Source organism: Caballeronia jiangsuensis, assembly GCF_046030135.1.
Lineage (GTDB): Bacteria > Pseudomonadota > Gammaproteobacteria > Burkholderiales > Burkholderiaceae > Caballeronia > Caballeronia jiangsuensis.
This window is the reverse complement of the sequence record NZ_JAQQDB010000013.1, coordinates 135,908-148,943: the sequence shown is the minus strand read 5'-3', so window position 1 is coordinate 148,943 and position 13,036 is coordinate 135,908. Positions and strand designations below refer to the sequence as shown.

At 65.8% G+C, this 13,036-nt stretch carries 7 protein-coding genes; 3 read left to right on the top strand and 4 right to left on the bottom strand.

Annotated features, from left to right (window positions below):
• The first annotated feature begins 44 nt into the window (after positions 1-44).
• From PQR08_RS16115 to PQR08_RS16105, 3 genes are all read left to right on the top strand, one after another.
• Positions 45-2,630 carry a [protein-PII] uridylyltransferase gene (locus PQR08_RS16115; protein WP_250483505.1) on the top strand — a complete coding sequence of 862 codons (2,586 nt, stop codon included), beginning with the start codon at positions 45-47 and terminating at the stop codon, positions 2,628-2,630.
• A gap of 6 nt (positions 2,631-2,636) precedes the next feature.
• On the top strand, positions 2,637-4,703 hold the full coding sequence (locus PQR08_RS16110) for a pseudouridine synthase (RefSeq protein WP_250483504.1): 2,067 nt from the start codon (positions 2,637-2,639) through the stop codon (positions 4,701-4,703).
• A 257-nt stretch (positions 4,704-4,960) separates the two neighbouring features.
• Entirely contained in the window at positions 4,961-5,197 is a 237-nt protein-coding gene (locus tag PQR08_RS16105; protein WP_035503535.1) for a hypothetical protein, read from the top strand.
• 62 nt (positions 5,198-5,259) lie between these two features.
• On the opposite strand, the gene def is transcribed toward PQR08_RS16105, so the two are convergent.
• The 4 genes from def to smc all read right to left on the bottom strand — a co-directional run bounded on the left by def (position 5,260) and on the right by smc (position 13,001).
• On the bottom strand, positions 5,260-5,793 hold the full coding sequence (gene def / locus PQR08_RS16100) for a peptide deformylase (RefSeq protein WP_187604913.1): 534 nt from the start codon (positions 5,791-5,793) through the stop codon (positions 5,260-5,262).
• Positions 5,790-7,868 carry an NAD-dependent DNA ligase LigA gene (ligA, locus tag PQR08_RS16095; protein WP_250483503.1) on the bottom strand — a complete coding sequence of 693 codons (2,079 nt, stop codon included), beginning with the start codon at positions 7,866-7,868 and terminating at the stop codon, positions 5,790-5,792. Before ligA ends, def begins: the two co-directional genes overlap by 4 nt.
• 192 nt (positions 7,869-8,060) lie before the next feature.
• Positions 8,061-9,308, bottom strand: a complete 1,248-nt coding sequence (locus tag PQR08_RS16090) for a cell division protein ZipA C-terminal FtsZ-binding domain-containing protein (protein WP_238287934.1) — start codon at positions 9,306-9,308, stop codon at positions 8,061-8,063.
• A 177-nt stretch (positions 9,309-9,485) separates the two neighbouring features.
• A complete protein-coding gene (gene smc, locus PQR08_RS16085; protein ID WP_238287935.1) occupies positions 9,486-13,001 on the bottom strand; it encodes a chromosome segregation protein SMC in 3,516 nt (1,171 codons plus the stop codon).
• Positions 13,002-13,036 lie beyond the last annotated feature (35 nt).

The window sequence follows — 13,036 nt, the reverse complement described above, 5'->3', positions numbered from 1 at the left end:
TGCACGCGGGCGCATCCTTCCGCCGTCCTCGCCACTTTCCATTCATGAGCGTAATCGCCGCTGTCGCCACGCCCTGTGAAACGTTGCGCGCCGCCTACAAGGCGGCGAAGGCGGCGCTCATCGAACGCTTCGGGGCGGCGTCGAACGTCGAGCCGCTGATGCACGCGCTCGCCCGCGCCACCGACGACGCCCTCAAGGGCGCGTGGGCCGCCTGCGACATGCCCGAGAGCGCCGCGCTCGTCGCGGTCGGCGGCTACGGGCGCGGCGAACTCGCGCCCTATTCCGACGTCGATATCCTCGTGCTTCTTCCCGATGCATCGCCGCAACACGGCGATGCGGAGCTGAACGGCCGCGTCGAGCGTTTCATCGGGATGGCGTGGGATCTGGGACTCGATATCGGCAGCAGCGTGCGCTCGGTCGAGCAATGCATCGCCGAGGCCGGCAACGACATCACCGTGCAGACGTCGCTGCTCGAAGCGCGGCGCATTTGCGGCGACATGTCCCTGTTCCAGCGCTTTTCGGCGCGCTATCGCGAGACACTCGATCCGCGCGCGTTCTTCCAGGCGAAAGTGCTGGAAATGCGCCAGCGGCACGCGAAGTTTCAGGACACGCCCTACAGCCTCGAACCGAACATCAAGGAAAGCCCCGGCGGCCTGCGTGATCTGCAACTGATTCTGTGGATCGCGCGCGCGGCGGGCTTCGGCAGCAGCTGGCGCGAACTCGATGCGCGCGAGCTCATCACCGAACGCGAAGCGCGCGAACTGCGCCGCAACGAAGGCTTTCTGAAGGCGCTGCGCGCGCGCCTGCACGTGATCGCGAAGCGCCGTCAGGACATTCTCGTCTTCGATCTGCAGACGCCGCTGGCGGAAAGCTTCGGCTTCGAGGCGACCACCGCCAAGCGCGCGAGCGAGCAGTTGATGCGCCGCTACTACTGGGCGGCGAAGGCGGTCACGCAGCTCGCCACCATCCTGATCCAGAACGTCGAGGCACAGCTTTTCCCGTCGACGAGCGGCATTACGCGGGTCATTTCCGGGCGCTTCGTCGAGAAGCAGGGCATGCTGGAAATCGCCCGCGACGATGTGTTCGAGCGCGAGCCGCACGCGATTCTCGAAGCGTTCCTGCTGTACGAACAGACGCGCGGCATCAAGGGATTTTCCGCGCGCACGCTGCGGGCGATCTACAACGCACGCGATCTGATGGATCGCGACTGGCGGCGCGACCCGGAGAATCGCCGGCTGTTCATGGAGATCCTCAAGCAGCCCGAAGGCATCACGCACGCGTTCCGTTTGATGAACCAGACGAGCGTGCTCGGGCGCTATCTGCTGAACTTCCGGCGCATCGTCGGGCAGATGCAGCACGATCTCTATCACGTCTACACCGTCGATCAGCACATCCTGATGGTGCTGCGCAACCTGCGGCGTTTCGCGATCGCCGAGCATGCGCACGAGTATCCGTTCTGCAGCCAGCTGATGGGCAACTTCGAGCGTCCGTGGGTGCTCTACGTCGCGGCTCTTTTCCACGATATCGCGAAGGGCCGCGGCGGCGATCATTCGACGCTCGGCATGGCCGACGCCCGGCGTTTTTGCCGCGAGCACGATATCGGCGCCGAAGATACCGAGCTCGTGATCTGGCTCGTGCAGCAGCATCTGACGATGAGCCAGGTCGCGCAGAAGCAGGACACGAGCGATCCGGAAGTCATCAAGCAATTCGCGTCGGTGGTGAAGACGGAGCGGCGGCTCACCGCGCTTTATCTTTTGACCGTCGCCGATATCCGCGGCACGAGTCCGAAGGTCTGGAACAACTGGAAAGGCAAGCTTCTCGAAGACCTTTTCCGTGCGACGCAGGCCGTGCTCGGCGGCGCGCAGCCGGATGCGCATTCGGAGCTCAAGTCGCGCCAGGAAGCGGCGCTCGCGCTGCTGCGGCTGGAAACCGTGCCGGAGCACGCGCAAAAGCGCCTGTGGGATCAGCTCGACGTCGGCTATTTCCTGCGCCACGATCCGGCCGACATCGCGTGGCAGACGCGCGTGCTTTACCGTCACGTGGAGAGCGACGAGCCGATCGTGCGCGCGCGGCCCTCGCCCATCGGCGCGGCGTTGCAGGTGCTCGTGTACGTGAAGGATCGGCCCGATCTCTTCGCCGGCATCTGCGCGTATTTCGACAAGAACGGTCTCTCCGTGCTCGATGCGCGCGTGACGACGACCCGTCACGGTTACGCGCTCGATAACTTCCTCGTCGCGCATCCGGATCACGACGGGAGTTATCGCGACATCGCCAACCTCGTCGAGCAGCAACTCGCCGCGCTGCTCGCGGATGAGCGCATACTCCCGGAACCGTCGAAGGGCCGCGTATCGCGGCTCGTGCGCACGTTTCCGATCACACCGCGCGTGGACCTGCGTCCCGACGATCGCGGCCAGTACTACATCCTGTCCGTGTCGGCCAACGACCGGCAGGGCCTTCTTTATTCGATCGCGCGCGTTCTGGCGCAACACCGGATCGGCGTGCAGGCGGCGCGGATCAACACGCTCGGCGAACGTGTCGAGGACGTGTTCCTGCTCGACGGCAAGAGCCTGTCGAACAACCGCACCCAGATCCAGGTGGAAACCGAGCTGCTGCGCGCGATCGCAGCCTGAGACTTTATGCGCGTCAAACTGACAGCCAAACATCCGCGTCCCACTTCGGCGACGCGTTCACCGGTTCGAACCGGCACGGTCACCGGGCGCAAGCCTGTTCGCGCGCCGTCGCCGGACGAGGCACGTCCCAAGCGCGCGAGCCCGCCGACGACCGACAAGCGCGAAGCGCGCGCGTCCAAGCCGCGTGGTGACGATTCGCGTCCTGCGTTTGGCGATCGCGGTCCGCGCAAGTCGTTCGAAGGTCGGCCGCCTGCGCGTGGCGAGCGTCCTGCCGGGGGTGACGAGCGACGCCCATTTAAGCCGCGTGGCGATGATTCGCGTCCGGCGTTTGGCGATCGCGGTCCGCGCAAATCGTTCGAGGGCCGGCCGCCTGCGCGCGGCGAGCGTCCTGCTGGCGGTGACGAGCGTCGGCCGTTCAAACCGCGTGGTGACGATTCACGTCCCGCGTTTGGCGATCGCGGTCCGCGCAAATCGTTCGAAGGCCGGCCGCCTGCGCGCGGCGAGCGCCCTTCCGGTGGTGATGATCGTCGCCCGTTCAAGCCGCGTGGTGACGATTCGCGTCCTGCGTTTGGCGATCGCGGTCCGCGCAAGTCGTTCGAAGGCCGGCCGCCTGCGCGTGGCGAGCGTCCTGCTGGGGGTGATGAACGTCGCCCGTTCAAGCCGCGTGGTGACGATTCGCGTCCTGCTTTTGGCGATCGCGGTCCGCGCAAGTCGTTCGAAGGCCGTCCGCCTGCGCGCGGCGAGCGCCCAGCCGGTGGCGACGAGCGTCGCCCGTTCAAGCCGCGTGGCGATGATTCACGTCCTGCATTCGGCGATCGCGGTCGCGAAGGCCGTCCGCTGGCGCGTGGCGAGCGTCCTGCCGGTGGTGATGAACGCCGCACATTCAAGCCGCGTGGCGATGATTCACGTCCTGCATTTGGAGATCGCGGTCGCGAAGGTCGTCCGCCGGCGCGCGGCGAGCGCCCTGCCGGTGGTGACGAACGTCGCACATTCAAACCACGCGGCGACGATTCACGCCCTGCATTCGGCGATCGCGGTCCGCGCAAATCGTTCGAAGGCCGTCCGCAAGCGAGCGGCGACGAGCGTCGCACATTCAAGCCACGCGGCGACGATTCACGCCCCGCATTCGGTGATCGCGGTCCGCGCCGATCAACGGAAGATCGCCCGTTCAAATCGCGCGACGACCGCGCGCCGGGAACGCGTCCCGCACGTCGTGACGACGATCGGCCGTTCGCCAAGCGCGACGATCGCAGCGAAGCGCATAAGCCGGCCGCACCCGTCGCGGAATCCGCGCCGAAGCATCGCGACCACAACGACGGCCTCGTGCGCCTCTCCAAAGTGATGTCGGAGCTCGGCCTCTGCTCGCGCCGCGAAGCCGACGAATGGATCGAGAAAGGCTGGGTGCTCGTCGACGGCGAAGTCATCGACACGCTCGGCACGCGTATCCGTCCGACGCAGAACGTCGAAATCCTGCCCGCGGCGCGTTCGGCGCAGTCGCAACTGGTCACGATCCTGCTGCACAAGCCGGTCGGCTATGTATCGGGTCAGGCGGAAGACGGCTACGAGCCCGCGGTCACGCTCATCAACCCGGGCAATCACTGGAACGAGGATCGCACGGGCATCCGTTTCGCGCCGGGACATCTGCGCACGCTCGCGCCTGCGGGCCGTCTCGACATCGATTCCACTGGGCTTCTCGTGCTGACTCAGGACGGCCGCATCGCGAAGCAACTGATCGGCGGTCACTCGGAAGTCGACAAGGAGTACCTCGTGCGCGTGCGCTTGGGCGAGCACACGGTCGATGTCGATCAGCAACTGCCCGCCGAAAAGCTCGCGCTCCTGCGTCACGGCCTCGAACTCGACGGCGTGCCGCTCAAGACCGCGCAGGTGAGCTGGCAGAACGGCGAACAACTCCGCTTCGTGCTGCGCGAAGGCAAGAAGCGGCAGATTCGCCGGATGTGCGAACTGGTCGGACTGGACGTCGTCGGCCTGAAGCGCATTCGCATGGGCCGCGTGACGCTCGGCGACTTGCCGGCCGGCCAGTGGCGCTATCTCGGCCCGAACGAAATGTTCTAGGCGAGCCGGACGGTCCGCACGCACCTTCGTTCGAACGTGCGTGCGCGCGTCTGTTGCGTCGCAAAAAAACGACGTTCCCGCGAAAAAATAGGCACGATGCAGTCCCGATCGTGCCTTTTCGTTTTCAGCCGTTTTTTGACTAAAGAAAATGAATCATCGATCCGTTACACCTGTCAGGTGGATGCGCGCCACGCGCCCCCGCTCAGATGGACGGAAGCAGGATCAGCAGCATTGAACGGCAATGATGGAGAATCGCCATGTCAGTTGAGATCATCGTTCGTGAGACAGGAACCGGTCTGGAGATCGTGAGCGGCCGACGACGGCTCGAAGCCCTGCTCGCCCTGCGCGACGAAGTCGTCGTGATGAGCCCCGGCATCGGGGAAATGGTCATCGCCCGCCTGCCCGACGGACGCCTCCAGGCATCCGCGAATCCGGAGCACGTCGCCGTATTCCGCCAGCCGGAAATCAGCGGCAGCTCGAAAACACTGGCGTAAAAAGGCCGCTTCTGGCGAAGCGGCCTTTTGCGTGATTCCGTTACGGTTCGAAGCGCGCGGCGTCAGTCGTCGCGCGCGGGGTCGAGCCCCGGAAAGAGCACTTCCGTGAAGCCGAACTTCGAGAAGTCGGTGATGCGCATCGGGTAGAGCTTGCCGATCAGATGGTCGCACTCGTGCTGCACGACGCGCGCGTGAAAGCCCTCGGCCAGCCGCTCGATGGCGTTGCCGTACTGGTCGAAGCCCTGGTAGCGGATCATCGAAAAGCGCTGCACCGCGCCGCGCAGGCCCGGCACGGACAGGCACCCTTCCCAGCCTTCCTCCATGTCGTGCCCGTTCGGCGTGATGATCGGATTGATGAGCACCGTCTCCGGCACCGACGGCGCGTCCGGATAACGCTCGTTATGCCCGAAGCCGAAGATCACCACCTGCAGATCGACGCCGATCTGCGGTGCGGCGAGTCCCGCGCCGTTGGCGTCGCGCATCGTGTCGAACATGTCCTGCACGAGCGCGTGCAGTTCGGGGGTGTCGAAATGCTCGACCGGTTGCGCGATACGCAAAAGCCGCGGATCGCCCATCTTCAGGATTTCGCGAATCATGGAGTGACTCCTTCCAAAAGCCTACGCATGCCGTCTTCGTCGAGAACGGGGACACCGAGTTCCTCTGCTTTCGCGAGCTTGCTGCCCGCTTCCGCACCCGCCACGACGTAGTCGGTCTTCTTCGATACCGAGCCGGCCACCTTCGCCCCGGCCGCCTCCAGCATCTCCTTCGCTTCCTCGCGCGCGAGCGTGGGCAGCGTGCCCGTCAGCACGACGGTCTTGCCGGCCAGCACGCCTTGCGGCGCCTTCGGCGCAGGCGGTCCTTCCGGCCACGACACCTTCACGCGCAACTGCTCGATCACATGCTGGTTGTGTTCTTCGCTGAAGAAGTTGTGAATCGCTTCCGCAACGATCGGGCCGACATCGTTGACTTCGAGCAACTCTTCGACGGATGCCGCCATGATCGGATCCAGCGAACCGAAATGCTTGGCCAGATCCTTCGCCGTCGATTCGCCCACATGCCGGATGCCGAGCGCATAGATGAAGCGCGCGAGCGTGGTCTTGCTCGCTTTCTCCAGCGAATCGATCAGGTTCTGCGCCGACTTGTCCGCAAAGCGGTCGAGCGCGGCAAGCGTCGAGAAGCCGAGACTGAAGAGATCCGCCGGCGTGCGCACGAGATTTTGCTCGACCAGTTGATCGATGATCTTCTCGCCCAGCCCGTCGATGTCGAGCGCGCGGCGCTGTGCGAAGTGCCAGAGCGCCTGCTTGCGTTGCGCCGGACAGAAGAGCCCGCCCGTGCAGCGCGCGATCGCCTCGTCCGGCAGGCGCTCGATCTTCGAGCCGCAGACGGGGCATTCCGTCGGCATCACGAATTCGCGTGCATCGTCGGGACGGCGGTCGAGAATCGCGCCGACCACTTCGGGAATCACGTCGCCCGCGCGCCGCACCGTGACCGTATCGCCGATACGGATGTCCTTGCGCCGGACCTCATCCTCGTTGTGCAACGTCGCGTTGGTGACCGTCGCGCCGCCGACGAACACCGGCGCGAGACGCGCGACCGGCGTGATCGCGCCGGTGCGGCCGACCTGCACGTCGATGGCGAGCAACTCCGTCAATGCTTCCTGCGCCGGGAACTTGTGCGCGAGCGCGAAGCGCGGCGCACGCGACACGAAGCCGAGCTTGTCCTGCTCGTCCCGGCGATCGACCTTGTAGACGACGCCGTCGATGTCATACGGCAGCTTGTCGCGCTTCTCGCCGATCTTGCCGAAGAAGCCGAGCAAGCCCTCGGCGCCTTCGACCACCGCGCGCTCCGCGTTCACCGGCAAGCCCAGTTCCTTGTACCAGTCGAGCAGCGCCGCGTGCGTGGCCGGCATCTCGGCGCCTTCCAGCACGCCGATACCGTAAGCGAAGAACGACAGCGAGCGTTGCGCGGTCATCTTCGAGTCGAGCTGGCGCAAGCCGCCCGCCGCCGCGTTGCGCGGATTCGCGAATTCGCGCTGTCCCGCGTCGCGCTGACGCGCATTCAGGCGTTCGAAGTCGCGCTTGAACATCAGCACCTCGCCGCGCACGTCGAGCCGCTTCGGCACATTCTTGCCTTTCAGCGTAAGCGGAATGGAGCGGATGGTGCGCACGTTCGCGGTGACGTCCTCGCCGGTCGCGCCGTCGCCGCGCGTCGCGGCCTGCACGAAATGGCCGTCATCGAAACGCAGGGAAATGGCGAGTCCGTCGAACTTCAGCTCGCACGCATATTCGACGGGCGTATGGCCCAGCGCGTCGGACACGCGCTTGTCGAACGCGACGATGTCCTCGTCCGCGAAACCGTTGTTGAGCGAGAGCATCGGCACGTCGTGGACGACCGGCGTGAAGCCCTCGGCCACTTCGCCGCCCACGCGCTGCGTCGGCGAATCCGGCGTGACGAGATCCGGGTGATCGGCCTCGATGCCCTGAAGCTCCTTGAAGAGCGTGTCGTATTCGGCGTCGGGCAGATCCGGCTGATCCAGCACGTAGTACGCGTAGTTCGCGCGCTCCAGCTCCGAGCGCAGCCACGCCGCGCGCTCGTCCGGACGATCGGCGCTTGGAACGGCGGCTCCCGACGTGGCGGCAGCGGCGGACTCGGCTTTTGTTTTTCGGGACATGCGGCTTCGGGAAAGTGGATAAGTCAGTCAACCGACCGTTCGATTGTCTCAGAAGATCGGTAAATCGTGGCATCGGCCGAATGGCCTAAGTGCGGGCGTCGGTGCGGCGGCGCGCACGCAAAGAAAAGCGCCCCGGCCGGGGCGCGTTTCTCTTGCGGCAAGCGCGCGTTGCGAGTCGCGCGCATCGAACGCTTACTGGCTGAAAAGACGTCGCGTTGCAGGCGAGCCGGCCGGCATGCCCGCCTGCTCCAGCTTCGCATAGAGCGTCATCAACTGCTTTTCGATGGCGAGCAGCGCGGATTCGGGCAGCGGCCGCCGCTGATCGTCGACGACACGCGCGCCGATGCGCTCCGACAGCGACTTCGCGTAATCGCACATCAGGCGGAACGGCAGGATGTCCTCGTCGGCGACGGGCACGTCGAGCACCAGCGTAATCATCTGGCCGCCCTTGTAGGTGAGGTCGTCGCGCAGGAAGTTGGTGTCGCCGAACTGGAGCATGAAGACGGGATTTTGTTTCGCGTCGAGCTTCACGAAGCGCGTGCCGTCGCGCGACAGCAGCAGGCCGTCCTGCGACGCCACCGCCTGCACGTAGTTCGCGGACCACGGCGCGCCGTCGGAGAGGATGTTGATCGAGAGTTGCGCGTCGCACTGCGCGGCGAACGCGTCCAACTCGCGCGCCATGCCGACGGTCTCCATCATGTCGGGAAATTCGGGCGCGCCGTCGATGGCGTCGGCGAGGCGCTGCACGCCCGTCACGAACTCGGAGAATTCGAGTTCATTGAGCGGGCCGCTGCGGTTCGCGAGTTGCGCGGCCGCGCGCAGCTCTTCGTAGCGCATGCCGTTGCGCGGCAATTCCCACGCGGCCTCGCCCTCGGCCTTGCCTTCGATCGTGACGGGCTTCGTGCCCGCGCGACGCAGACGCTGCGCGAGCGGAATCACCCGATCGCCCGGGACCGGCGCGGCGAGGCGAATCGGCACCACGCAGTCGATGCGCCGATCCACGACCGCCGGCGGCGCCGACGAAATCGTGGTGGCGGCGGGCATCACCGGTTCGGTGCGTTCATCCTCATTGTCGATTTCGGTTTCCTGCGCGGCGCCATTGGCGGACGTCGCCTCGGCCTGGAGATCGACGGCGGTATCCGCAGGTGCGACCGGCGGCGGATTCGCGCCGCCGAAGCTCGGTTCCATGCGCGTATCGCGCGGCTGATCGTCGGCGCTATCGACCTCGCCCGCGACCGGCTCGCGCCGCGACTGGCGCACGGGCTCGATGAACGGCTGTTCGTCGTCGGCGTCCTGGCGCGCGAGCGCATCGGCCGCATCATCGGGCATCGGACGCGGCATCTTGCGACGCACCTTCGCGCTCTGCCACGCGTTGTACACGACCACGCCGCCCACCACCACGGCTCCGGCTCCAATCAAACCGAGTGTCAACTCGTCCATGCAGGCTCCATCATCCTTTTAGGTTACGAAGCGCCGCGCGATCTGTCGCACGCATCGCGCCGCGTTCCGGCTCTTCGCCGCCGCCTGGCCGATGCGCGCCACTCCGCGCCTTGACGCACGCCGCCGGATCACTGTCCGGCCCTTCATTCAATCGAAACTTTTGCGAACCGCGATGCTTCAGCCGTTCTGCGCGAAACCCGCCGCGGCTTCCATGTCCACCGCGACGATGCGCGACACGCCCTGCTCCTGCATCGTCACGCCGATCAGTTGCTGCGCCATTTCCATCGCGATCTTGTTGTGCGAAATGAACAGGAACTGCGTCTTGGCCGCCATCGCGCGCACGAGGTTCGCGAAGCGCTCCGTGTTCGCGTCGTCGAGCGGCGCGTCCACCTCGTCGAGCAGACAGAACGGCGCCGGGTTCAACTGGAACATCGCGAACACGAGCGCGGTCGCGGTGAGCGCCTTCTCGCCGCCCGAGAGCAGGTGAATCGTCGAATTCTTCTTGCCGGGCGGCTGCGCCATCACCTGCACGCCGGCGTCGAGGATTTCGTCGCCGGTCATGATGAGCTTCGCCTGGCCGCCGCCAAAGAGACGCGGGAACAGTTCGCCGAAGTGACGGTTCACCTCGTCGAACGTGCCTTGCAGCAGCGCGCGCGTTTCCTGGTCGATTCGCTGGATCGCGTCTTCCAGCGTGCCGATGGCGTTGTTGAGATCCGCCGATTGCGCATCGAGGAAGTGCTTGCGCTCGGTCGCCGCCGTGAGCTCTTCGAGCGCGGCCATGTTGACCGGGCCGAGCGCCGTGATCGCGTTGTTCAGGCGCGTGACTTCGCCTTGCAGATACGACGGCTTCATGTCCGGCGTGAGCTTCTCGGCGAGCTCGGCTTCATCGACGCCCGCCGCCTGCAGTTGCTCAACGAACTGCTCGCCGCTGATACGCGCGGCCTGCTCCTTCAATTGCAATTCGTTGATCTTGTCGCGCAGCGGCTGCAGCGAGCGTTCGGCCATGAGACGCTGCTCGTCGGCCTGACGCAGACGTGCAGTGAGATCGTCCAGTTCGACGCGCGCCGCATGCAGGGATTCCTCGCGCGCCGCGCGCACTTCGAGTGCGTCGTGCAGACCGGTTTGCGCAGTCTGCTCGTTGATGGTTTCGAGCTCGGCGCGGGCATCTTCCAGCGTGCCCGCGATGCGCTCGCTCTGATCGTGCGCCGTGTCGATATTGCGCCTGTATTCGTCGATCTTCGCGGACAGGCCGCGCACGGCGAAGCTCGCGTCGCTCGCGGCGCGCTCCAGTTCGCGCAATTCATGGCGCGCGTTCGTGAGTTCTTCGTCGAGCGATTCGAACGCGAGCTGGTTGTCTTCGAAACGCGCCTGCAATTGCGCGATCTCGCCATCGTGACGCTCGAAAGCGGCTTCCGATTCGGCGCGCAACGCACGCTGCTCTTCGACCTGCGCGGCGATCTCTTCCAGTTCCTCACCGATCTGCGTATTGCGCTGCGTGTAGCGTTCGTGCGCCTGCGCGAGCTTCAGCACGTCGAGCTGCAATGCGTGAACGCGCTGCGTCGCGCGCTCCGCGGCGGCGCGCGCCTCGGCGAGTGTTTGCGAGCCTTGCGTGTGGGCGGCATCGGCACGCACGGCGTTGGCCTTCGCTTCGTCGGACAGGAGCGCCTGCGCGCGCACCTGCTTCGTGAGATTTTCGATTTCCTGGGCCCGCGCAAGCATGCCTGCCTGTTCGGAATCCGGCGCGTAGAGCTGCACGCCCACGCGCGTCACGATGTGTCCCGCCTTCACGACGAACGCGGCGCCCTCCGGCAACTGATTGCGCGAAGCCAGCGCCTGCGCGAGATCGTCGACGATGAAAGTCGTGGCGAGCCATTCGTTGAGCACGGCGCGCAGACCCGGATCGTCGATGCGCACGAGCGACAGCAGCGGGCGCAGGCCATCGGGCGTCTGAACCGGCTTGCCCGCGGCGGGCGGCGAATAGAACGCGAGCTTGGCGGGCGGCGCGTCGGTGGCGAACGCCTTGACCCAATCCAGATTCGATACTTCCAGCGCGGCGAGGCGCTCGCGCAGCACGGATTCGAGCGCCGCTTCCCAGCCGGTCTCGACGTGCAGCTTTTTCCACAGACGCGGCAGCGCGCCGAGCTCGTGCTTGTCGAGCCACGGCTGGATCTTGCCTTCGGTCTGCACGCTTTCCTGAAGCTGCTTCAACGCGGCGAGGCGCGCTTCGAGCTGATGAATCTGCGCGCTTTCCTTCTGCACGCGCTCTTGCGCTTCGCGGCGCTCGGCGTCCAGACGCGGCGCCGTTTCCTGAGCATCGGCGAGGCGCGCTTGCGCTTCGGCAAGAACCTCTTCGTTCTCGGCGAGTTGCATGCGCAACTCTTCGAGATGCGCTTCATCGGGCGCGTCCAGCCCTTTCGCTTCGCTCTTGAGCCGCTCCTGACGCTGCTGCAATTGCTGAAGCTGCTGATCCGCATTGCGCTGATGCGCCGCTTCGAGCTTGAGCGCCTGTTCCGCGCGCGCGATGCCCGCGCGTTCTTCGTTCAGTTGCGCCTGCGCGTCGCGCCAGCGGGCTTCGAGCGCGGGCAGCGCGTCGTGCTTCGCGGCGGCGGTATCCGCGGCGATCGCGGCTTTTTCCTCGCCTTCGGCGAGCGCTTCGGTGGCGGTGTCGATTTCGTCGTGCGCCTTCTGCGCCTGCACCTGCCATTGCTCGCGCTGCGCGGTAAGCGCGGCGATCTGCGCCTGCACGCGATTGCGCGACTCGACGATGAAGCGGATCTCCGCTTCGAGCCGGCTCACTTCGGCATTGGCTTCGTAGAGCGAGCCTTGCGCGCCTTGCATCGTGTCGCTCGCGCTGTAGTGCGCGACACGCAGCGTTTCCAGTTGCGCTTCGACTTCACGCAGGCGCGCGGTCTGCGCTTCGAGCTCGACCTGCGCCTCGCGAATCGCGCGCTGCTGGCGCTCGGCTTCGTTGCCCGCTTCCTTCTTGCGCAGGAGCCACAGCAGGCGTTGCTTCTCTTCGCCCTCGGCCTGCAACTCCTTGTACTTGGTCGCGACGACCGCCTGCGCTTCGAGCTTCTCGAGATTGTTCGAAAGCTCGCGGACGATGTCCTCGACGCGCGTCAGATTCTCGCGCGTGTCATGCAGACGGTTCTCGGTCTCGCGACGGCGCTCCTTGTACTTCGACACGCCCGCGGCTTCTTCGAGAAACACGCGCAGCTCTTCCGGCTTCGCCTCGATGATGCGCGAGATCATGCCCTGCCCGATGATCGCGTAGGCGCGCGGGCCTAAGCCGGTGCCGAGGAAGATGTCCTGAATGTCGCGGCGGCGCGCGGGCAGATTGTTGATGTAGTAGCTGGAGGTGCCATCGCGTGTCAGCACGCGCTTCACGGCGATTTCGCCGTAGCTGCTCCACTGACCGGCGGCGCGGCCGTCGGCGTTATCGAAAATGAGTTCGACGCTCGCCCGGCTGCCGGGCTTGCGCGCCGTCGATCCATTGAAGATCACGTCCTGCATCGATTCGCCGCGCAGCTCGGAGGCGCGCGATTCGCCGAGCACCCAGCGCACGGCATCGATGATGTTGGACTTGCCACAGCCATTCGGTCCGACCACGCCGACGAGCTGGCCGGGGACCTGGAAATGCGTGGGATCGACGAAGGACTTGAAGCCAGCGAGTTTTATCGAGGTCAGACGCACGGCGATATCGCTGTTTGGAATTGATGACGGAGGAT